This window comes from Bacillus cereus group sp. BfR-BA-01309, assembly GCF_022664315.1.
Classification (GTDB): domain Bacteria; phylum Bacillota; class Bacilli; order Bacillales; family Bacillaceae_G; genus Bacillus_A; species Bacillus_A mobilis.
On record NZ_JAKUHE010000001.1, the window covers coordinates 85,858 to 107,985 of the forward strand.

Below are 22,128 nucleotides of genomic sequence, written 5' to 3' on the forward strand. Positions count from 1 at the left end.
TATTTATTCATCTCCTTTATATGTAGGCTAGCATATATTTTTATAAAGTAAAAATGAAATGCTTAGAGGTGGATTTGCATTTGAAATAGATGGGTTATTTTTACAGAATAATCTTTCAATTTATAAAGGAAAGAAATATAATATAAGGAAATGTATATGTGATTCAGGAAATAGAGACTATGTAATAAATGAAAATGAGACTTGAAAAAAGTAGATAAAGATTAACTACTTACCAAAACTCAGTTGATTCAACAAATAATCAATATTTCGAGTTATTATTTGCGAAAGGAGAATAAATGTAAGTATGAAAAAAATTATAATTTCAGATCTCGATGGGACTTTATTAAAAAGTGATAAAACAATTTCAGAGAAATCTATTAATGTTTTAAGAGAATGTAAAAATAATGGAGACGAATTGATTTTTGCTACGGCAAGGCCGCCAAGAGCTATAAAACAGTATATTCCCGACGTGTTAAAGAGTGAGATTATCATTTGTTATAACGGGGCTCTAGTTCTTAAAGGGAATGATATTTTATATGAAATGAAGATTTCTAAAAATAATATTTTAGAAATCATAGAAATAGCAAACAAGTATAATCTTTATGAAATTTGTCTTGAAATAGGTGATAAGTTGTATTCAAATTTTGATGTTACTGATTATTTTGGTAATATACCATGTGAAATTATGGATGTAAGAGATTTAGACTTTGAAAAAGCTTCTAAAGCAATTATTTGTACGAAAGGCTCTATAAACCAGAAATTTATTAAAGAATTGCCTGATGAATGCAAGGCAGTCATTACAGATGACGGGACATTGTGTCAAATTATGCATGCAGAAGTTTCAAAATGGAATAGTATTCAATATGTTTTACAGTACTTAAATCGAGGTGTATCTGAAGTTATTGCCTTTGGCGATGACTACAATGATATGGAAATGATAGAGAATTGTGGGTTTGGTGTAGCGATGAGCAACGCTGTTGAGGAATTAAAGGCAGTCGCTAAATTTATTGCTAAAAGTAACGATGAGGATGGAGTTGCTACATTTCTAGAAAGTAAAAGTTATGTTTATGTTAACTAGTATGAAAAAAATTGTAGTAAGCAGCGAAAAAAGAGATGCTGCATCTGTTTTTTGTAAATAGATATTATGAATGGGATATACGGGAGGAAACAAGCAAGATGAAAACATTATTAAAAATAATAGGTATAATAGCTGGTATGGCGGTAATCGGAGTAGGTGTAACATATGGTATGCTGTATTATTTGAATAATAGTAAACCAGCTGCGAAAAAGGCATCACCAGCTGCTCCAGCGGCAGAAGTACTAGCGGATAGTAATGTAAAAGCTGAAGATGCAAAGCTTTTAGAAAATGGCAATCATTCATTACCAAATAGCGGTTTTAATAAAAATTTCAAGTGGACAGATGAGAACATACAGACAGCTTTACATGAAATGGCACATCAAAAAACGAAAGCTGATCAAAAGTGGGGTTATATTTTTATCACACAAGAACGTATTGAAAGTTTACTTGATATTGTAAAGAGTAATGATCTAGTACAAGGAAATACATATGCAGACATTTTAGAGAGATGGAAACAAGGGAAATATGAAAAGATGGACGCGGATCACAATAAGATTTGGAAATTACAAAGCGGCAATTTAGGCGAAGGGAAAGGAGTACTGTCAGAAGCGGAACAAAAAGAATTAATCAATCAATTGTTTATGCAAAAAGGTACATATTCAGGCAGTAAATTAATTGCAGGCGGGGGACAGACTAATAAATAAGATAACATTGGAAGAGAGTAAGTGCTTATTAGGCAGTTACTCTTTTTTGTGTGCACCTTTTAGTCTTTCTCTAGTAAGGAAAGAAACGATTGTAAAACGGGTGAAATCCATCTAGATTTATGATAGATTACGTGGCTTTGAATAACTGCTGGCGTTTCGATGGGCTGAAAACAGAGTTGCTCTTTTTCACAACTTTCTTGTACAACGATGTAAGGAAGAATTGAAATTCCTAACTCACACATGACAGATTGTTTAATGACTTCAACGTTGGAAGTTTCAAATGTTTTAGCTGGAATATTCCCGCTTTGACGTAAAAAACGATCTACCATTTGTCTATAGCCACAGCTTTGCTCTGTAAAGATAAACTGGGTATCCTTTAATAAACAAAATGGATTAGAGTGCGTAGAGTAGTGGGAAGGTAAAATCCATCCAAATGATTCATTACAAAAAGTACGCGTAATAAAATCATTATGCTCCATACTTTCTCCAATTATGAAAATAACATCTGTTTCTCCTTCACGTAGCTTATTCATTGCATGTTCGTTTGTATTTGTTTCCAGTATTATATTTACTTTCGGATTTTCCTGTTTGTAAGTACGTAATAATTGTGGTAATCGGTACACTGCTAATGATTCGTTAGATGTAATACTTAATGTTCCCTCTAAATTATCACTATTTTGAGGGATTTCTTGTGCTTTTTCATAAATAGCAAGTAATTCTAGAGCATAAGGGTGAAATTGATGACCTGCTTTTGTAAGAAGAACTTTTTTCCCTAATCGATCAAAAAGAGGGAGATGTAAATCGTTCTCTAATGCTTTCATATGTGCTGTTACAGTAGATTGCGCATACCTTAACGTTTGAGCAGCTTTAGAAAAACTACCATACTTAACGATGGCACAAAATGTTTTAACATGTCTCATTTCCATAAGCGATCCCTCTTTTATTATCATGATTTGTGAATGATTATATCACGTATTTCAATTTTCCAAATGGTTAAATTCTTTATAAAATGAAATTGTAGAAATATTTATTTAAGTGGTATTGGAGGAGAAAAGATGATTGAAAAGGGCTATCATGTAGCTGTTGTGGGGGCTACAGGTGCAGTTGGACAGAAAATTATTGAACTGTTAGAGAAAGAAACTAAATTTAAAATAGTTGAAGTTACATTGCTTTCGTCAAAACGATCCGCTGGTAAGGTAGTGCAGTTTCAAGGACGAGAGATAATGATACAAGAGGCAAAAACAACTAGTTTTGAAGGGGTAGATATTGCCTTTTTTAGCGCTGGAGGAGAAGTCTCCAAACGATTTGTTAATCATGCAGTCTCTAGTGGTGCAATCGTAATTGACAACACGAGTGAATACCGAATGGCTCACGATGTACCGCTCGTTGTTCCAGAAGTAAATGCGCACACTTTAAAGGAACATAACGGTATCATTGCAGTTCCGAATTGTTCAGCATTACAGATGGTGACAGCTCTTCAGCCAATACGAAAATCATTTGGTATAGAACGAATTATTGTTTCAACATATCAAGCTGTATCAGGCTCAGGAGTTCACGCGATTCATGAATTGACAGAACAGGCTAAGTCAATGCTTGCAGGTGAAGAAGTGGAAAGTACTATACTGCCCGTGAAAAAAGATAAAATACATTATCCAATTGCATTTAATGTACTGCCACAAGTAGATATATTCACAGATAATGATTTCACATTTGAAGAAGTAAAAATGATTCAAGAGACGAAGAAAATTTTAGAAGATCCCAATTTAAAAATGGCAGCTACTTGTGTGCGTGTTCCAGTTGTTTCAGGGCATTCAGAATCGGTTTATATTGAACTTGAAAAAGAAGCAACTGTCGCAGAAATAAGAGCAGTGTTGCTGGATGCATCAGGTGTTATATTACAAGATAACCCTAGTGAACAGTTGTATCCAATGCCATTGAATGCAGAAGGAAAAATAGATACATTTGTCGGGAGAATTAGAAAAGACCCTGATACACCAAATGGTTTCCATCTTTGGATCGTTGCCGATAATTTATTAAAAGGTGCCGCTTGGAACTCTGTTCAAATTGCAGAAACGTTGGTGGAAGAGGGGATAATATAGTATAGGTAAATTAGGAAACTGTTAATGATTACAGTTTCCTAATTTTTATTTTATAATTGTTTTCTTTATTCCAGCCAAATTTGATTTGAAAAACAGTAAAAAACATCAAGAATGAATAAAATCCTTTTAATATGATATGGATATATTCAATGTGAGGGGGAAATGTGATGTATGAAGTAAAGGGGTACTTTTCATCATTAAAAGGAAGTCATTATGATATCGGAAAGCAACAAGGAGAGTTTGTGAAAAGTCATCCGTATCTCATTCCACAATTTATACAACAAGAACATTTAGTATCAGAAAACTATTGGACGGAATCTAGAAATATATTACATCAATATTGTCCTGGGATTAATGAAGAAATTGAAGGTTTTTGTGAAGTGTTGAAAATTCCTTCTAAACATATGATGTATTATTACCAAACACTATTAAAAGCAGGATGTAGTCATTGTGTCGTATTACCTAAAAAGACAGATTCAAAGCACACATATGTATTAAGAAATTATGATTTGTCGCCAAAAATAGATGATATGCGTTTTTGCTCAACACATGTTGAAGGTGCATATGTGCATAGTGGCTTTTCTACTCAATATTTCGGACGAACAGAAGGAGTTAACGAGCATGGGTTAGCTGTTACATTTTCAGCATGTGGTCAACCAGTAGGAAATATTGAAGGCTTACGAAAGCCAGTGTTAAATGGTTTACAATGTTTTGCGGTAATTCGAGTGTTATTGGAGAAATGTAAAAATGTGCAGGAGGCGAAATTACTAATAGTTGAAATGCCAATTGCAAGTAATGTCAATCTAATTGTAGCGGATCCTCTAGACGCAGCGCGTATTGAAATATTTGACGGATATAAATCAATAACCACAATTGAGGAGGAAAGTCATGATTTTATCGTATCAACAAACCATGCGATTAGTGTGCCTATTCAAAAATTGAATAATAGAAGATTAGAACAATCTACAAACAGATATCACACATTGTATGATCATTTAAACCGAAATGAATAAGTGAGTATGGAATCTTTAAAAGGTTTAGTAGAAAAAGAGTATCCTACTGGGCTGACAGTACATAATTATGAAGAATGGTTTGGAACTTTGCATTCTGTCTTATTTGATTTGCATAATCGCACAATGAATATTTGTTTTGGATCTCCACTTTTCAACGACTGGTACTCATTGAAAGTTGGAGAAAGTCTATCTTTTTCTGAGGTGAATGTGAAATTTAAAAATACAACGTATGCTGAATTTTGGAGAGAAGAGCATAATGAATTGATTTCAAAAGATTAAATGGGATAAAATGGTGATAGAAAGGTATATATACTGGAGGGATTGCCATTGCTAAAAGTTATGTTACCGATTGTTCTTATCTTATTTATTGCCGTTTCAATGTATATTACTTATGAAAAAAGAAAAAAAGCAGGGGTAAAAGGATTGAAAAGTGCGTTAACTTCAATTTGTTGCTTTACACTAGCAATCTTAAATTTGCTTGCATATTGGTTTAACTTTGGCGGTATTTTTATTTGGTTAATTTCAATTGTTTTATTACTAGTGGGGGCATATTTTACGAAATATATTCCAATATCTAAAAAGGTACATTGAAATTTATTTGAGTTTAAAAGTTATATTGTATTTTGTTTTGAAAAGAGATTATTCTACTAGAGCGTTGTGAAACGGTTTTATAGGATAATCTCTTTTGTTCGTTTAGCTTTGTAAAGAACGTACTGTTATTTTTAGTTGCTCAATAAATTCTCGAGTTGCAGCACACATATATTTATCTTTTCTATAAATAAGCCCTATTTCTATAGTTGGAGTAGGATTTTCTATTTTAATAGCTTGAATGTTTTTATTTTGTAAAAAGTCTATATACGGTTTTGGTAATACGGTAATTCCCATTCCTTTTGAAACCATTTGGATTAAAGATTCCATCGTACTAATTTCTAAAATTGGTTTTGGTTTAAAGTTGAATTTTTGACAATGAGATGAAATTAATTCGGTTAAAAAGAAATTTTTAGGTAAAAGAATTAAAGGATAGTTCTGTAATTCAGCAATAGATATATGATTACATTCAGCTAATTGATGACCGGTTGGTACGACTAATGTAAGTTCGCTTTTGTATAGCGGGATAGAAATAATTTCTTTATCTTGCACCGGGAGAAATGTAATGCCAATATCTAGTTCGTTTTGTAATAATTTTTCGCGAATATCTCCTGTACGAAGCCCTAATACAGAAAGCTCTATATTTGGATATAAATGATTAAAATTAAAAATAGCTGATGGTAGTAAGTAATTTACGACGGTTAACAAAGCCCCTATTGTTAAGGAGCCTTGCTGTAATCCGTTTAAGTCTTGAATGGCGGAACGAGCTTGTTCAACTTCATGAAAAATGGTTTTACTATGTAATAATAAAATCCTTCCTGCGTCAGTTAAAGATATCTTTTTACCAATGCGATCGAAAAGCGGCATTCCTATTTCATGTTCTAATGCACGTATTTGCTGACTTAGAGAAGGCTGTGAAATATTTAATTTCTCAGCTGCTTTTGTGAAATGTAATTCTTTTGAAACAGCTAAAAAGTATTCAAGTTGTCGTAATTCGATTGGGATCACCTCAAGTTTAATGATAGGCTATACCTATCATTATTATATAAATAATAGGATTGAACAATGATTTTTCGGGTTTTATAATCATCTTTATATAACAGAGATAGTTGCGAAAATAAATTGAGTGAGAAAATTCATGTAACACCTTTAAAGGAGGAAATAGAATGGCTAATGAATATCAATTATTATCTTTAAATATAGGATTACCAAAAGAAGTTACGTACGGGGGAAAGGTAATTCATACAGGTATAAATAAGAAACAAGTAAAGGAAGCAGTGTTTTTATCCTTTGTAAAATTTAATGGGGATGGCCAGGCGGATTTAGTTCATCATGGCGGAGTAGATAAAGCGGTGTGCGTATATTCGGGAGAACATTATGGATATTGGGAAAAAGAATTGAATCAAGACCTTGTGTATGGAGCATTTGGAGAAAATATAACAATTAGTGATATGCGTGAAGAGGATGTTTGTATTGGTGATACATTTCAAATTGGAGAAGCAACTGTACAAGTAACACAGCCAAGGCAACCTTGTTTTAAATTAGCTAAGAAATACAATATTCCAAAGTTACCACTGTATTTTCAAGAAACAGGATATACAGGATTTTATTTTCGCGTATTAAAAGAAGGATGGGTATCACCTGTTGATACGTTAAAGTTACTGAAGTCTGATCCGAAAGGTGTAACAGTGGCATTTGCTAATCGTATCATGCATAAGGAAAAACAAAATATAGAAGGATTAAAAAGGATCTTAGATGTTCATGCACTTTCTACAAGTTGGAGACTAACGTTTGAAAAGCGAATGAGGGGAGAAGAAATTAACACGCAGGAGAGATTAGAAGGAAAAAAATAATAAAAAAATATTTTTTATAAATGGTGCATTTCTATTAGTAAAAACGACTTAGAAAGCACTATTTTTATATAATAAACTTATTAATATTCAAAAATCCTAATATTGTTTTATTCGACTTATATTCGAATAGTCGAAACATAAAATTAATTAGACTTTTTTTTTATATTTTATGATAGTATATTGATTGGTAAGACCTATTACTTTAAGAGCAGGTTCTACAACTATATCTAATTTGATGGAATTAACGTATGGAGGGACAACATGGGGAATGTTGAAAATTTTGAAAAACTTCTTTTAGAAGAACCGAAAAGAGAGCAGTTATTTCCTTTATTTGAAGAAGTGTTTGGGATTACAATTCAAACATTGAATGATTTTTCGGAGAGAGGTTATTGGGATGATACATACAAAGCTTTATCATTTTCACATGACGATAAAGCGATTGCAAATGTTGCGGCATTTTCGTTACCATTGCTAGTAAATGGTGAAAGAATAAATGCAGCGGGAATTCAATCGGTAATGACTCACCCTAATTTTCGTAGACAAGGATTCATGACACAATTAATGAATAAAATGATAGAAGAAATCGATAAGAAATGTGAATGTACATTATTGTTTACAGAAAAACCTGAACTATATGAATCATTTGGGTTTAAAGTTGTGCAGGAGTATTTGATGACTATTCCATATGATAAAAAGAAGAATAAAGATTCCTTACTTAGAAAGTTAGATTATTATATGGAAGAGGATAGAAAGTTAATACATGAAACTATTGATAGTAGTCAAAGACTTTCAAATAATTTTTCAACATTAAACTTCCATCCTTCATTTTATTTGAATATGTATGACTCAGAATGGAATGAGAAATTGTATTATTCAGAGAAGCTAGATGCTCTAATTGTGTATGAAGTAGATAATGAAAAGTTGAAATTATATGGAGTGTTTGCACCAGTAATTCCAGTTTTAGATGAAATTTGCGAGGGAATTTCTGAAAGATTTACAGAAATCGAATTTTATTTCTCTCCAGATCAATTAGGGATTGAGGATGTACAGTTTACAGAATTTCAGTCTAGTAAGTATTTAATGGTGCGAAGTAATAAAGAGTTAGATTTTAAAGGTTATAAATTCCCAGTATTAACAGAGTTCTAATTGTTTATATAGATATTTTTGATGGGGAGTATATAAGTATAAATACTATTTAAATAGGTTTATACTTGTGAAGTCCACCTGAAAAAATGAATTTGAGAATAAATTTTGTAGTTTAACTTATATAGATGAAAACCGTATTTTTTCAATTTAAGAATACGGTTTTTTTAATTGCGTAATATAAAGCACATTTATTGACCGAAAAGTCATTAATACGTATCATTTAATAATGTTAAATATTAATTTACATAATATAATAGGAATAAGAAAGAAATTACAAAATACATCGCTTAAATAGGGAGGGATATGAATTATTCAGTGGTAATTTCATGGGAAAAGGAGATTATGTATGAAATCATTTCGTAAGTTATTACAGTATTTAAAACCATACATGTTCTTCGCTATAATTGGACCGCTATTTATGGTACTTGAGGTTGCGATGGACTTAATACAACCGACTATTATGCAACATATTATTGACGTTGGGATAGCAAATCGGGATTTGAATTATGTAATAAAAATGGGGCTTCTAATGATAGGAGCAGCAGCACTCGGTTTAGTTGGAGGACTTGGGTGTATGATGTATTCTACAAAAGCAGCTGTTAATTTCGCTACTGACATACGAAAAGATGTGTTTGCGAAAATAGAAACATTTTCTAGCGAAAATCGTGATTCGTTCGGAACTGGAAAGTTATTAACGATTGTGACAAATGATATTACTTCTATTCAAACAGCGATGACGATGACATTACGTGTTCTTGTTCGTGGTCCTTTGTTATTTATCGGAAGTATAATAATTGTTTTTGTAACAGCACGCGAGTTATTTCCTATATTACTTGTAGTTGTTCCAATTTTATTACTTGCGATTATATTCATTGCAAGTAAAGCGAGTGGGACGTTCAAAAAAGTGCAAGAAGCATTAGATAAAGTGAATACAAAGTTACAAGAAAATTTATCTGGAGTACGTGTTATTAAAGCGTATGTAAGACAAAAATATGAAATCACTCAGTTTGGCAAAGTGAATACAGATTTAACGAAGATAAATATTCGAGCGGTGCAGCTTATTTCTATAATGATGCCAATCATTATGTTAGTGGTAAGCGGCGGGATTGTCGCAACATTATGGATTGGTGGAGAAAAAGTATTTGATGGAACGCTTCAAGTAGGAGCTATTTTAGCGTTTATAAACTATTTGAATATTATTTTAATGTCACTTATGTCTATAAGTATGGTATTTATGCAAATCGCGCGAGCATTTCCATCTGCGGATCGTGTACAGCAAGTTTTAAATACTGAGGTTGATATTACGACCGAAACAAATGCAGTTGCACCTAAGCAAGTCGAGGGACAAATTGACTTTAAAAATGTTAGTTATAGTTACACGAAAAATAATGAATATGTTTTAAAAGATATTTCATTTAACATATGTAAAGGTGAAAAAGTAGGAATTATCGGTTCTACAGGAAGTGGTAAAACTACTTTAGCAAAACTATTACCGCGTTTATACGATGTTGATCAAGGTGAAATATGCATTGATGGAATCAATGTTAGATCATACGATTTACAAAAACTTCGTGCTTCAATCGGGTTTGTACCTCAAAAGGCATTGTTGTTTTCAGGTAGCATAGAAGAGAACTTACGTTATGGTAAAGAAGATGCAACGAATGACGAACTGGAAGTAGCAGCTGCATCAGCTTGTGCGACTGAGTTTATTAACAAGCTGGAAGATTCATATCAACATCATTTAACACAAGGTGCGACGAATTTATCAGGTGGACAAAAACAACGTGTATCCATTGCAAGGGCACTTGTGAGAAAGCCATCCATTCTTATATTAGATGATTCTACATCAGCAGTTGATGCGAAATCAGAATCTAACATTCAATCGGCGTTAAGAACAGAATATAAAGGAACAACAACATTATTAATCGCATCTAAAATCTCATCTATAATAGATGCTGATAAAATTCTCGTTTTAGATAACGGTGAATTAGTTGGCGATGGTACACATGAAGAACTGTTAGAACAATGTGATGTATATCAAGAAATTTATCTTTCCCAAGGTGGTAATTTACATAAAAAAGGTGGGGAAGAACATGCGTAATTTTCAAGGGCAATTTGCTAATAAAGGTGGGCGTAACGCGCCTAAGATGGGTAAAGCTAAAAATACGAAAGGAACTGTAATGAGAGTATGGAACTATATGGGGTACCAAAAGGCTGCTCTTACGTTCGTTATATTTTTAGTATTTGTTACGACTTTACTTGGATTATTAGGTCCGTATTTAATGGGAGTAATTATAGATCAATATATTGTACCGAAAGATTTAAGCGGTACGGCGAGAATGTGTTTGTTACTTATTGCAATTTACGGTGTAACAGTATTGTTAACATGGTTACAAACATTTGTCATGGTTAACGTTGCATTAAAAACGATACAAAAAATACGACAAGATATTTTCGTGAAAATCCAAACACTTTCTTTACGGTTTTTTGATGTACGTTCGCAAGGGGATTTAATGAGTCGTGTGACAAATGATATAGATAATTTGAATCAAGCGTTGACACAAAGTGTGGTGCAAATTATTTCATCTGCATTAACATTTATAGGTGTGACGATTGCGATGTTCGCATTAGATTGGATATTAGCGATTGTTACTTTAATTACAGTTCCTATTATGTTTTTCGTTACAAAAAAACTGGTTGCTTATAGTGGTAAAAACTTTGCAAAGCGTCAAAAAGATTTAGGAGAATTAAATGGTTTTATCGAGGAAGCTATAACAGGAGCGGATGTTACAACGTTATACGGGAAAGAAAAAGAAACTGTACAAAATTTCAATAAAATTAATGAACAACTAAGAATCTCAGCTACGAAGGCAGATACATTTTCAGCTTTTATTTTTCCAAGTATGAACTTTATTAATAACTTAGGTATGGGACTTGTAATTGGAACTGGATCAATTATGGTTTTAAATGGAATGACAACAGTAGGTGTCATTGCGGCTTTTATTAATTATTCCCGTCAATTCTCAAGACCACTCAGTCAATTCGCAACTTTAATGAACACGATTCAAGCAGCAGTTGCTGGTGGAGAACGTGTCTTTGAAATTATGGATGAAGTACCGGAAATTCAAAATAAAAAAGATGCGTTCGTTGTACAAAATTTACAAGGGCATGTTGCACTTGAGAATGTTTCATTTGGGTATGAGGAAAATAAAACGATTTTAAAAGAAGTAAGTCTAAAGGCGCGGCCAGGGGAGACAATTGCTTTGGTTGGTCCCACTGGATCGGGTAAAACAACAATTATTAATTTGTTAACACGCTTTTATGATATACAGCAAGGGGAAATTCATATCGATGGAAAAAGTATAAAAGATTATGATATGAATTCGTTGCGAAGTAAAATAGGGGTAGTTTTACAAGACACGTATTTATTTGCTGGGACGATTATGGATAATATCCGTTATGGTCGACTAGATGCAAGTGACGAAGAGGTAATCAATGCAGCTAAGGCAGCATCTGCACATTCTTTTATAAAGCATTTACCGAATCAATATGAAACAAAAATCGCTTCAGAAGGATCGAATTTAAGTCAAGGTCAAAAACAACTTCTTGCGATTGCGAGAGCAATTTTAGCGGATGCAGATATATTAATTCTCGATGAAGCAACTTCAAATATTGATACGAGAACAGAATTGCAAATTCAAGAAGGACTAAATAATTTAATGAAAGGTCGAACTAGTTTTGTAATCGCTCATCGACTGAAAACGATTGAAAAAGCAGATCAAATCCTTGTTATAAAAGATGGAAGTATTTTTGAAAGAGGGAATCACGAATCTCTTATGGAAGATAGAGGGTTTTACTTTGATCTGTATACGAGTCAGTTTAAGATCTAATAAAAACGTTAATATGGTGCGGTTTCTCCAGGAAGGAGAGACCGCATTTTTATATTTGTAAACATTATTATCCAAATAGTTGTTCACTAAATATTTTAACTGCGTATTTTTTGCATCCAAGGTAAAACATGCGTAAGGTTATAAAAACACTTTTTTGACCCAAATGTCCACTTGTAATTTTTGGATATACAAATTGTTCCAAAAAGTGTTGCATGAGTATGACATAAACTATGAAATTGAATTTTAAAAATTCGGAGTTAATTAAATAAGCCTTAAAAATATCATGAAGTCCATTACGACAATCCCATGTAGCTTTTTTGATGCTAACAACTAAATCACAGTCAGTAATACGCTTGACCTACTATTGCTTTATCAGTGTGTCTTATAATTTTTATATTATTATAATGCTTCAATTGTTTTTTCATCAATTGAGGCTAATCGTTTGGAAATTGAAGTTTTTGTATTTAATAGTGAAATAATGGAACTTTGATTATACAACGGCAGTGGAACAAATAGAACGCATGGAGACAACCTTAATGAGTGTTTTATGTTATATTTATACGTTTTAATGATTTAATAAATAATACAATTTGAATTTCATTAAAAAAAGACACTGTTTCCAGTGCCACAACTTACTACGAGAGTTTTATGAGGAAACTTAAATAGATGAATTTAAGTTTCTCTATAATATATGAAACTACAATTAGAAAATCACTTATTTTTTAAAGGAGTTAATGGGTAATTGTACGTGCTAAAATCTTTATTAAAAATATCCTGTACTAATTGGATAGTTTCATGATCATAAAAACTATCGTATGTTGGGAGACGTGGGAATAAAGGGTCGGTAATATCAGCATCTGCAAAATCACCCCTAAAAATCGCCCTGTCCTTCTGATGATGCCATGATTTAGTTAGTATGTGTAAAGGAGAAGTTTTTAATTGATATGTTTGTTCTAAGCGCACAATTTCAGTAGAGAAATTTTCAAGGTAGATATATTTTGTGACAAACTCCTCTTCAGCTGGTTCATATTGCTGCATTAAATGTGGATCTACTTGTTCTAAATCTATCATTTGCGCTTTTAAATAGTAGAGAAAGATTTTAAATGAAATAGGCTTATTACAAAATTCATTACCATAATAAAAATGCCGAATAGGATTCCATGCTGGGTTTTCTATGTGAGGGGGGGCAATTAGTGAAAAGAATGAACTTACAGCTCTTGTATAAGGGTTTCTCACTAATTTATAGGAATCCTTTCCATTTATATATAAAGCCGCAGCTAGTTCAATAAAGTAGTCGGAGGAGTTTTTATATATTTCATTTTCATAATTATGGATGAAGGAATCGTATTTTATGGCTTGTTTAAATAAATTTATTTGATAAAAAAACCAATGTGCAAGTGAAGTACATCCACTTTTCTGACTCCAAAATAAAATCAATGGGAAGTTAGAGTTAAAGTGCGGAACGCGTCCGTATTTAATAATATTTGCAAAAGACATAGTTAGCCTCCATTCAGTTATGTCAATTATTTTTAATTTATGAATAAACAACTCGGTATATGAATAAAAGAAGGGAAGTAGAATAGATAATTTAAAACAATATAACTTTGGAATAAAAGCGTTATTTTATAGGGGTGTGAAAAGAGCAATTTTGAAAAGTGATCCTGAATCATTATTTTAGCGTAGGACGGAAAATAGTAATGCTGCTATGAATGGTGTGAAATCAAATAAGATATGTGTGATAGAACTGGCCCATAATGAATTAGCTTTAAATGCAACCCAGTTAAGTGGCAATCTAGCTAAACCAATAACAAAGAAAATTTGAACGAGGTTACCGTTATATGTAGAATAATGTGCCAAACCAAAAAAGAATGCTCCAATAATTGTAACAATAATCATTGATCGTTTCTCATTTACTCTATGTTTTTTCAAAAAGTAAATCGCTAGTATAGATGGAATTAAAACGAAACATTCTTCACCGATTAAACTAAATATAATATCTATAGCGTTATAGATGAATTGTGCAGGTGTGTTGTCTACGAAAATATTAGTCGCTCCGTTAGCAGCAACCGGAAAGTCAAAACCATATGTGATTACTACTGCAACAAGTGAGCTTTGGACTGCATTCCATATATAACCAATTAAAATAAATTTAATTGCTCCTTTTTGGAGGGGACTAAACGCTGACTTAATTCCGTATGTACCATAGTTTAAATATAGGGCAATGACACCAGCAAGGGCTATAAATGTAAAACTGAATGGTAGACTAGCATAAACCAAACCTACGTAAGCAGTAAGAATTAAAAAGATACCAATAATTACAGTTAAAGTGCTAATAGGTCTTCTGTCGTAAAGACTGTTCATTGAGTTTTCCTCCTGCTCTGTTAATCAAATTCGAAAAATATGAAATTCACCTTTTATTATATGACGGAGGTAACAAATTTAAAACAATATATGAATATTGTGAATTTATTCATGAAAATAAAACTCAACAAAATAAACTTTTTTTCATAAACAAGAAGGCGGTTGTTTCCGCAACCACCTTTTTATAAAACAAAGCACTTTTTCAGAAATAAAATATGAATGATTTCTGAAAAGGTTATAGGATTTAATCCTATTTTCATAACTACAGTGACTAGCTTAATTTTTAAGAAAGGAATGACTATATTATATGAAAGCTTGTCTAACAGGGTTACAAATAAAAAAACAGCTAGCAAAAGCTAACTGCTCTCTAAATGGGATGAAGTAAAAGTTCAGCAGAGCAGATCGAACGGAGGGGAGCCGTATAGTATGAATCAATCAATTGTCATTTTTTCGAAGACATCGATAAAAAAAGATACGATGACTTGTGGTGAAAGAGCTGAAAAACTACAAAGCATTGTGCACCCGTATGAAGAATCAAGAAGAACAGGAAGGGCAGGGAAATCAGCGGAAAGAGAGTATTTATAAGCTAGTACGTTTATACTTTGAAAAACTAGTTAAGCAAGGAGAAATAAAGGAAGTAAAAAGAAGCAGAAGAAAAAGATATAGAAATAGATGATTCGGTAAAAAGTAACCATTTGGGTGCTTTTTCTTTTACACAAAACAAATGGAATCAATGAACGAAAAAACAGCGATGTTTGAGATTAGTATACTAGTCAGTTTTAAATTTAATATAGTGCGGTTTCTCTAGGAAGGAGAAACCGCATTTTTATATTTATAAAGTTAATTAGAAATATAGACTTGAAATTTTTAGATATGCGAATGGTTAGCAAAAAATAGCAACTTCAGTGCCAGATGGAAGAAGTAATTTACGTGGTATTGTAATAATCTCAAGAGCCATCTGAGCTGAATAGAGAAGTATTGGAGTTAACTCTAAAACATGAGTTAATAATAATATAAAGCTTGTTAGGATTGCAAAGCTCCCCCAAAAGAAACTTTTTGAAATGTTACGGAAATCTTTTATTAAGGAAAAGAAAGAAAAAAATGCTGTAACAAAGAGAATCAAAAATTTATATTTATCAGCCATTAAACCCCTCCTAAAGAACAGTAGCTTATATTATAACGTATTTTGTATTATAATAAAAAGATTTTGAAATTAACAGTTTAAATGCGTAAAAACCGCAACTTGAAAATTTTAGTTGTGGTTTTTATTTATGAGTCCTTTGTTTTAGAAAATAGATAATCTAGAATTAAAAATTTAAAACTAGATTAGTGTCTAAATTTTGTTTGCTGGAGATGTACAGGATATTTGACCGGACAATAAGACGAGCTTTGAATATAGTAATAAAAAAGGGATGTGGAACAATGGCTAGATATAGTTTACATGCAGGGCACAATAGTATTGTACAGGGTGCGAATTATGGAAATCGGAAAGAACACATTATGGATCGCCAAGTTAAGGATGCGGTTGTTGCTAAATTAAGAGCATTAGGGCATACAGTTTATGATGATACTGATGAAGTAGGGACAACGCAAGCACAAAATTTAAATAACATTGTATCAAAAACAAACTCACATGATGTAGATTTAGTAGTTTCATTTCACTTAAACTCATATGATACGAAAGCTAATGGTGTTGAAGTTCTGTACTATGACCAACAAGCTTTATCAGCAAAGATAGCAGCGCAACTTTCAAAAGATATTGGTTGGTCAAATCGTGGTGCGAAGGAACGAAAAGACCTTTATGTGTTATCGAATACGAAAGCACCTGCAATCTTAATTGAACTTGGATTTATCGATAATGAAGCAGATATGGCAAAATGGGATCCAGATAAGATTGCTAATTCAATTGTATATGCATTAACTGGGCAATCTGGTGGGACAACTCCACCAGCCAAACAAAATATCATTCAATCAGGAGCTTTTTCACCGTATGAAACACCTGATGTTATGGGGGCGCTAACGTCCTTAAAAATGACAGCTAACTTTATCTTACAATCGGATGGTCTAACATATTTTATTTCTGAACCAACTTCAGACGCTCAACTTAAAGGAATGACGGATTACCTTGATCGTAAAGGTTGGTGGTACGAAGTTAAGTAAAGGTATTAGTTTAATAGAACAGCATATTTTTAAAAAATATGCTGTAAAAAGAGGATTACTTATTATGAGTAATCCTCTTTTTATAATATTATTTCGTATAAATATAATTAGATACAGGAGACTCCCGCCTTAAAACTTAATAAGTGCTATATGTTAGTGGGAGGTTCATTAAGATATCAGCTATATTTGTAAAACATACTTTTAAAAAGAAAAGAAGTTTAGAAGTTGAATTTAATTAATTACAATTGAAATAGCACTGAAAACTAATAAAACGGCCATAATGATGTTAAATGATTTCGTATGTTTTAATAAAAGTTTTTGGAACATGGAACCAAATAAGCTCCAACTAAATGTACTCATTAACCCAACTATACCTAGAAATAATGAGAAAAATAGAAAACTTGAATATGAATTATAGTAAGGGAGAATAAAAGTTGACACTACAGTCAGCCCAAATAGTATCCCTTTAGGATTAACAAATTGAAGAAAAATCCCGACTGTAAATAAGTTTTTATTATGTTTTTCATCTGGATCTGCACTAGTTTTACTAGTGAGTATTTTAAAGGCTAAATATAGCATATATATTACACCTAAAATTTTTAAAGGGAATTCGATTATAGGTAGGATATTAATTAGTACAATATTAAAGAAGCTACATAAGGAAGTGAGGATGAAAAATCCGAAAGCTACCCCAAAGCAAAATTGCATACTCCGTTTCAAACCATGTTGATTGGCATATGTCATAGCTAAAAAATTGTTAGGTCCGGGTGTGAAGCTACTTATAAAAACAAATAATAAAAAAGAAAATATAGGCATTTCAAAACCCCCTAATTATTTGGTGTGTGTTATAATGACCGAAAAGAACAATATAACGTGTGCTTTTTATTATACATAACGGTCGTTATATTGTATATAGTGTAGGGGTGTTTCTTATGGAAGAAATTCAACTTATTTTAGCAAAAAATTTAAAAACTATACGTGAAAAAGAGAAAATGAGTTTAGAAAAGGTCTCTCAATTAACAGGTGTGAGTAAAACGATGATTGGACAAATTGAAAGAGGAGAGTCAAGCCCGACATTAACTACGATATGGAAAATTGCTAATGGTTTGAAAGTGTCTTTTACTACTTTAATCAATAATCCGCAACCGGATACAAAAATTGTGTTACGAAATGATGTTCAAATATTATCAGAAGACAGTGGGAGATATAAAGTGTATCCTTCTTTTCCTTTTCAAGGTGATAGGAACTTTGAAATCTATACTGTTGAAATTGAAACAGAAGGAAAATTAATTTCAGAAGGTCATAAAGAAGGTACAGAAGAGTTTATAACGGTGTTTGAAGGGGAATTGACAATGGAAATAAAAGATTGTCAATATACATTAAATAGCGGAGATTCAATTCGCTTTAAGGCAGATAGACAGCACTCTTATCATAATTCTGGACGTACGCTAACTCGGTTAAGTATGACCATTTATTATCCAGCTACATAAACTTGTAATTATATCAAGAATAAAAAGCAATGTGTGTTGATAAACCATCTATAAGAGATGGTTTTATTTTATTAATTCATAAAAAAAGACACTCGTTTGAGTGTCAACATAGTATTGCTCTCGCGTATAGGATTGGAGTATATTTCTCAAAAAACGTATTGAGATGGTTCGCATTTGAGAAACTGTCTTCTTATTCAATGTAACATCTGCAGGTAGAAGTGTAAATTGATAATGTATATACGGAAAATTTAGTATAGATAATTTCTACTATGAATATAGTGTAATGTATTTATTATCCCATATTAACGGGCAGTAAAACTCCCACCTCAAATTTCAGCTGGAGCAAAGATCTTAAGTGGGGTTCGGGCTTCACATAAACGACCGATTGGTTTAAATAATTATTAGTGGGGACGGATAAAATTCCTACTGATTAAACTTTCGCTTTATTACTTAAGTATGTAAGAAAGTGACTTATAAAAAGTATGAATCATTTTTTAATCATTTTGTATAATTGTTAGAGGGAGATCCGGTGAGGTGGATATTGTGGAATAAAAAATAAAGCCGGGAAGTGAGAGTTTTTAGTAGTAGTTATAACAATGGTAAAATGTTTAATAGGTTAGTCATTTGAAAAAAAAAGGATAGTTATTAAGTTATTCTTTAATAATAGATTTTAATGATTTGAATGAATAAAAAAACATGTGGAATGAGGTATTCAAGTGAACCACAATGATAAATTATCCTTGAATAAAGGTATGATAGGACCTGAAAATATTGGACCTACCTTTCCGGTTCTTCCACCAATTTATATTCCAACGGGATCGACCGGATTAACAGGAGCAACAGGTTTAACAGGACCGACCGGATTAACAGGAGCAACAGGTTTAACAGGACCGACCGGATTAACAGGAGCAACAGGCTTAACAGGACCGACGGGTTTAACAGGAGCAACAGGTTTAACAGGACCGACGGGTTTAACAGGAGCAACAGGTTTAACAGGACCGACGGGTTTAACAGGAGCAACAGGTTTAACAGGACCGACTGGTTTAACAGGACCGACTGGTTTAACAGGAGCAACGGGCTTAACAGGAGCAACAGGTTTAACAGGACTGACGGGTTTAACAGGAGCAACAGGCTTAACAGGACCGACGGGTTTAACAGGAGCAACAGGCTTAACAGGACCGACGGGATTAACAGGAGCAACGGGATTAACGGGACCGACTGGTTTAACAGGAACTACCGGAGCAACAGGTCCAACTGGAGTTATTGGTCCCATAACAACAACTAATTTATTATTTTACACTTTTTCAGATGGAGAGAAACTTATATATACAGATGCAGATGGGATCGCTCAATATGGTACAACTCACATATTAGCTGCTGATGAGGTTTCATATATTAACTTGTTTATTAATGGAATACTTCAACCACAACCATTTTATCAGGTTAGTACTGGTCAGTTAACTTTATTGGATGATCAACCACCATCACAAGGTTCATCAATTATTTTGCAATTTATCATTATTAATTAAAAAAGACAGATTCTTAAATAAAAAGAATCTGTCTTTTTGTTTTACTTTAAAGTAGATAACACTAAGTGACGATAAATTCGATTGTAATTGGAATTCCGCCGTCTAATGCATCTCCGCCAGGAATTGTAATAGCACCAGTAGGTCCAGTAGTAACACTGGAGTTCACACTAGGTTGAAGAATGCCATTAACATATAAGTTGTAATACGTAAAAGTCGGAAAAGTGGTTGCAGTAGTACCAGCATCGTTTAAACAAGCTGTAGCAGCAATTGCGAAAGCTGCTCCAGTTCCAGTTCCAGCTCCTAGCGTAGAGGTGAATCTTCTAGATGCCATAAATGGCTGAATAATAGGCAATTAATTCTCACTCCCTAAATTGTTTTTTGGAACGAAGTATACAATAACTTGTCCACTATATTGTATGAGAGCTTTTGATAATAGAAACGGCTTTATGATAATAGAGGGAACACAATTTAAGTAAAGGTATTATTGTTATTTATTTGAAAAGGTGGTGTTATTACTTGTTAGTTATTGGTTATATTCTAATGCTTAGTTTTAATATTTAAACTAAAATGTGCTTTTGGACCTAAGAGATAAACGTGGAAAAATAAAATAAACTCTTCAGTTTAGGTGTTTAATCTAAGCAGTCAATTATTAAAAACATATAATTAATATGTGAGTCATGAACATAATTAAATAACGTTTTAAAGTTTAATTATAATTCATGTTTCCTATTTTAAGTGAATTAAATCTATGCAAAATTTTATAGTTCTTAGAATAGGAAAACACTCAACTATAAGACAAGTCAGGAGGAAATAAATGTCACATAACAATTGTTTTGGTCACAATAACTGCAATCCGATAGTTTTTACACCAGAATGTTGTAACAATCCACAAACAGTTCCCATTACTAGCGAGCAATTAGGTAGATTAATTACTTTACTAAACTCTTTAATTTCGGCTATTGCAGCGTTTTTTGCAAATCCAAGTGATGCAAACAGATTAGCTTTACTCAATTTGTTTACTCAGCTCTTGAACTTACTAAATGAATTAGCACCTTCTCCAGAAGGAAATTATTTAAAACAATTAATTCAAAGTATTATCAATGTACTCCAATCTCCTAATCCAGACATAAGCGAATTGCTTTCTTTATTACAACAATTCTACAGTGCTCTTGCACCATTCTTCTTCTCTTTAATTATTGATCCTGCAAGTTTACAACTTCTATTAAATTTATTAACTCAATTAATTGGCGCTACTCCAGGAGCGGGAGCAACAGGAGCAACAGGAGCAACGGGAGCAACAGGAGCAACAGGAGCGACAGGAGCAACAGGCCCGACAGGAGCAACAGGAGCAGGAGTAACAGGCCCAACGGGAGCAACAGGAGCGACAGGCCCAACAGGTCCAACGGGAGACACAGGAGCAACAGGAGCGACAGGCCCAACAGGAGACACAGGCCCAACAGGAGCAACAGGTCCAACAGGTCCAACAGGTCCAACGGGAGACACAGGTCCAACAGGAGCAACGGGAGCAACAGGATTAACAGGAGCAACAGGAGCAACAGGTGGCGGAGCTATTATTCCATTTGCTTCAGGTACAACACCATCTGCGTTAGTTAACGCGTTAATAGCTAATACAGGAACTCTTCTTGGATTTGGATTTAGTCAGCCTGGTATAGCATTAACAGGTGGAACAAGTATCACATTAGCATTAGGTATAGGTGATTATGCATTTGTAGCACCGCGTGATGGAGTTATTACATCATTAGCAGGTTTCTTTAGTGCAACAGCTGCATTAGCTCCATTATCACCTGTTCAAGTGCAAATACAAATATTAACTGCACCTCCAGCAAGTAATACGTTTACAGTACAGGGAGCACCTTTATTATTAACACCAGCATTTGCCGCAATAGCGATCGGTTCTACATCATCAGGAATCATTGCTGAAGCTATACCAGTAACAGCTGGGGATAAAATATTATTATATGTTTCGTTAACAGCAGCAAGTCCAATAGCTGCAGTAGCTGGATTTGTAAGTGCAGGTATTAATATCGTCTAATTTGTTACAAAGTCTGTTTGAAATTTGAACTGGCGTTTGTATATAGCCCATCCTAATTTTATTAGGGTGGGCTATATTTTATGGGAAGATAGCTCATAAATCAATTGGAAAATTCCTCTTTGTTAAGTTGGGGTAAAAGGAAAATCAAAATGTATGATTTACAC

At 33.0% G+C, this 22,128-nt stretch carries 20 protein-coding genes and 1 pseudogene; 14 read left to right on the forward strand and 7 right to left on the reverse strand.

Translation table 11 applies throughout. The annotated features are described in order from the left end of the window. The first annotated feature begins 304 nt into the window (after positions 1 to 304). Both MR115_RS00420 and MR115_RS00425 read left to right on the forward strand, forming a co-directional pair. Positions 305 to 1,078, forward strand: coding sequence for an HAD family hydrolase (locus MR115_RS00420; protein ID WP_242239219.1), 774 nt, complete (start codon positions 305 to 307; stop codon positions 1,076 to 1,078). A gap of 98 nt (positions 1,079 to 1,176) precedes the next feature. Then, a complete protein-coding gene (locus MR115_RS00425) occupies positions 1,177 to 1,782 on the forward strand; it encodes a PRK06770 family protein (protein ID WP_242239220.1) in 606 nt (201 codons plus the stop codon). Between the two features lie 59 nt (positions 1,783 to 1,841). On the opposite strand, the gene MR115_RS00430 is transcribed toward MR115_RS00425, so the two are convergent. Then, entirely contained in the window at positions 1,842 to 2,732 is an 891-nt protein-coding gene (locus tag MR115_RS00430) for a LysR family transcriptional regulator (RefSeq protein ID WP_242239221.1), read from the reverse strand. Between the two features lie 105 nt (positions 2,733 to 2,837). Here MR115_RS00430 and MR115_RS00435 point away from each other — a divergent pair, with 105 nt between their 5' ends. The 3 genes and pseudogenes from MR115_RS00435 (at position 2,838) to MR115_RS00445 (ending at position 5,485) form a co-directional block, all read left to right on the forward strand. Then, entirely contained in the window at positions 2,838 to 3,881 is a 1,044-nt protein-coding gene (locus MR115_RS00435; protein ID WP_242239222.1) for an aspartate-semialdehyde dehydrogenase, read from the forward strand. Positions 3,882 to 4,048: 167 nt separating this feature from the next. Further along, positions 4,049 to 5,173: pseudogene (locus tag MR115_RS00440) on the forward strand (C45 family autoproteolytic acyltransferase/hydolase). 48 nt (positions 5,174 to 5,221) lie between these two features. Continuing rightward, a complete protein-coding gene (locus tag MR115_RS00445) occupies positions 5,222 to 5,485 on the forward strand; it encodes a hypothetical protein (protein WP_242239223.1) in 264 nt (87 codons plus the stop codon). Positions 5,486 to 5,587: 102 nt separating this feature from the next. Here the strand turns inward: MR115_RS00445 and MR115_RS00450 are convergent, their stop codons facing one another. Beyond that, entirely contained in the window at positions 5,588 to 6,490 is a 903-nt protein-coding gene (locus MR115_RS00450) for a LysR family transcriptional regulator (RefSeq protein ID WP_242239224.1), read from the reverse strand. 158 nt (positions 6,491 to 6,648) lie between these two features. On the opposite strand from MR115_RS00450, the gene MR115_RS00455 reads away from it, so the two are divergent. From MR115_RS00455 to MR115_RS00470, 4 genes are all read left to right on the forward strand, one after another. Continuing rightward, on the forward strand, positions 6,649 to 7,335 hold the full coding sequence (locus MR115_RS00455; RefSeq protein WP_242239225.1) for an MOSC domain-containing protein: 687 nt from the start codon (positions 6,649 to 6,651) through the stop codon (positions 7,333 to 7,335). A 261-nt stretch (positions 7,336 to 7,596) separates the two neighbouring features. Next, positions 7,597 to 8,481, forward strand: a complete 885-nt coding sequence (locus MR115_RS00460; RefSeq protein WP_242239226.1) for a GNAT family N-acetyltransferase — start codon at positions 7,597 to 7,599, stop codon at positions 8,479 to 8,481. A gap of 346 nt (positions 8,482 to 8,827) precedes the next feature. Continuing rightward, positions 8,828 to 10,582, forward strand: a complete 1,755-nt coding sequence (locus MR115_RS00465; RefSeq protein WP_061679253.1) for an ABC transporter ATP-binding protein — start codon at positions 8,828 to 8,830, stop codon at positions 10,580 to 10,582. Beyond that, positions 10,575 to 12,371, forward strand: coding sequence for an ABC transporter ATP-binding protein (locus MR115_RS00470; RefSeq protein ID WP_242239227.1), 1,797 nt, complete (start codon positions 10,575 to 10,577; stop codon positions 12,369 to 12,371). The genes MR115_RS00465 and MR115_RS00470 overlap by 8 nt, the downstream gene beginning before the upstream one ends. Positions 12,372 to 13,082: 711 nt before the next feature. On the opposite strand, the gene MR115_RS00475 is transcribed toward MR115_RS00470, so the two are convergent. Next, entirely contained in the window at positions 13,083 to 13,868 is a 786-nt protein-coding gene (locus MR115_RS00475; protein WP_098871096.1) for a sulfotransferase family 2 domain-containing protein, read from the reverse strand. 177 nt (positions 13,869 to 14,045) lie between these two features. After that, a complete protein-coding gene (locus tag MR115_RS00480) occupies positions 14,046 to 14,732 on the reverse strand; it encodes a CPBP family glutamic-type intramembrane protease (protein WP_242239228.1) in 687 nt (228 codons plus the stop codon). Between the two features lie 426 nt (positions 14,733 to 15,158). Here MR115_RS00480 and MR115_RS00485 point away from each other — a divergent pair, with 426 nt between their 5' ends. Further along, the gene (locus MR115_RS00485) at positions 15,159 to 15,317 is read left to right on the forward strand and encodes a hypothetical protein (protein ID WP_242239992.1); all 159 of its coding nucleotides are present in this window, start codon (positions 15,159 to 15,161) and stop codon (positions 15,315 to 15,317) included. 298 nt (positions 15,318 to 15,615) lie between these two features. Here the strand turns inward: MR115_RS00485 and MR115_RS00490 are convergent, their stop codons facing one another. Then, positions 15,616 to 15,876 (reverse strand): hypothetical protein, encoded by a 261-nt coding sequence (locus MR115_RS00490; RefSeq protein ID WP_242239231.1) that lies wholly within the window; start codon positions 15,874 to 15,876, stop codon positions 15,616 to 15,618. 278 nt (positions 15,877 to 16,154) lie between these two features. Between MR115_RS00490 and MR115_RS00495 the strand changes: the two genes are divergently transcribed. Beyond that, complete coding sequence (locus MR115_RS00495) at positions 16,155 to 16,892, forward strand: N-acetylmuramoyl-L-alanine amidase (RefSeq protein WP_242239233.1); 738 nt, start codon at positions 16,155 to 16,157, stop codon at positions 16,890 to 16,892. A 231-nt stretch (positions 16,893 to 17,123) separates the two neighbouring features. Here the strand turns inward: MR115_RS00495 and MR115_RS00500 are convergent, their stop codons facing one another. After that, positions 17,124 to 17,708, reverse strand: a complete 585-nt coding sequence (locus MR115_RS00500; protein WP_242239235.1) for a LysE family transporter — start codon at positions 17,706 to 17,708, stop codon at positions 17,124 to 17,126. Between the two features lie 59 nt (positions 17,709 to 17,767). Between MR115_RS00500 and MR115_RS00505 the strand changes: the two genes are divergently transcribed. Both MR115_RS00505 and MR115_RS30315 read left to right on the forward strand, forming a co-directional pair. Further along, positions 17,768 to 18,382: a helix-turn-helix domain-containing protein gene (locus tag MR115_RS00505; protein WP_242239237.1), complete on the forward strand. Its 615-nt coding sequence runs from the start codon at positions 17,768 to 17,770 to the stop codon at positions 18,380 to 18,382. A 716-nt stretch (positions 18,383 to 19,098) separates the two neighbouring features. Beyond that, positions 19,099 to 19,911: a DUF4183 domain-containing protein gene (locus MR115_RS30315; RefSeq protein WP_242239239.1), complete on the forward strand. Its 813-nt coding sequence runs from the start codon at positions 19,099 to 19,101 to the stop codon at positions 19,909 to 19,911. A 61-nt stretch (positions 19,912 to 19,972) separates the two neighbouring features. Here MR115_RS30315 and MR115_RS00515 read toward each other — a convergent pair whose 3' ends face one another. Beyond that, positions 19,973 to 20,263: a DUF4183 domain-containing protein gene (locus MR115_RS00515; RefSeq protein ID WP_242239241.1), complete on the reverse strand. Its 291-nt coding sequence runs from the start codon at positions 20,261 to 20,263 to the stop codon at positions 19,973 to 19,975. A gap of 462 nt (positions 20,264 to 20,725) precedes the next feature. Here MR115_RS00515 and MR115_RS00520 point away from each other — a divergent pair, with 462 nt between their 5' ends. Then, positions 20,726 to 21,964, forward strand: a complete 1,239-nt coding sequence (locus tag MR115_RS00520; RefSeq protein WP_242239243.1) for an exosporium glycoprotein BclB-related protein — start codon at positions 20,726 to 20,728, stop codon at positions 21,962 to 21,964. Positions 21,965 to 22,128 lie beyond the last annotated feature (164 nt).

Coding starts and splice junctions, on each gene's coding strand:
- MR115_RS00420 (WP_242239219.1), top strand. CDS start 305: ATGAAAAAAATTATAATTTCAGATCTCGATGGGACTTTATTAAAAAGT.
- MR115_RS00425 (WP_242239220.1), top strand. CDS start 1,177: ATGAAAACATTATTAAAAATAATAGGTATAATAGCTGGTATGGCGGTA.
- MR115_RS00430 (WP_242239221.1), bottom strand. CDS start 2,732: ATGATAATAAAAGAGGGATCGCTTATGGAAATGAGACATGTTAAAACA.
- MR115_RS00435 (WP_242239222.1), top strand. CDS start 2,838: ATGATTGAAAAGGGCTATCATGTAGCTGTTGTGGGGGCTACAGGTGCA.
- MR115_RS00455 (WP_242239225.1), top strand. CDS start 6,649: ATGGCTAATGAATATCAATTATTATCTTTAAATATAGGATTACCAAAA.
- MR115_RS00460 (WP_242239226.1), top strand. CDS start 7,597: ATGGGGAATGTTGAAAATTTTGAAAAACTTCTTTTAGAAGAACCGAAA.
- MR115_RS00465 (WP_061679253.1), top strand. CDS start 8,828: ATGAAATCATTTCGTAAGTTATTACAGTATTTAAAACCATACATGTTC.
- MR115_RS00470 (WP_242239227.1), top strand. CDS start 10,575: ATGCGTAATTTTCAAGGGCAATTTGCTAATAAAGGTGGGCGTAACGCG.
- MR115_RS00475 (WP_098871096.1), bottom strand. CDS start 13,868: ATGTCTTTTGCAAATATTATTAAATACGGACGCGTTCCGCACTTTAAC.
- MR115_RS00480 (WP_242239228.1), bottom strand. CDS start 14,732: ATGAACAGTCTTTACGACAGAAGACCTATTAGCACTTTAACTGTAATT.
- MR115_RS00485 (WP_242239992.1), top strand. CDS start 15,159: ATGAATCAATCAATTGTCATTTTTTCGAAGACATCGATAAAAAAAGAT.
- MR115_RS00490 (WP_242239231.1), bottom strand. CDS start 15,876: ATGGCTGATAAATATAAATTTTTGATTCTCTTTGTTACAGCATTTTTT.
- MR115_RS00495 (WP_242239233.1), top strand. CDS start 16,155: ATGGCTAGATATAGTTTACATGCAGGGCACAATAGTATTGTACAGGGT.
- MR115_RS00500 (WP_242239235.1), bottom strand. CDS start 17,708: ATGCCTATATTTTCTTTTTTATTATTTGTTTTTATAAGTAGCTTCACA.
- MR115_RS00520 (WP_242239243.1), top strand. CDS start 20,726: ATGTCACATAACAATTGTTTTGGTCACAATAACTGCAATCCGATAGTT.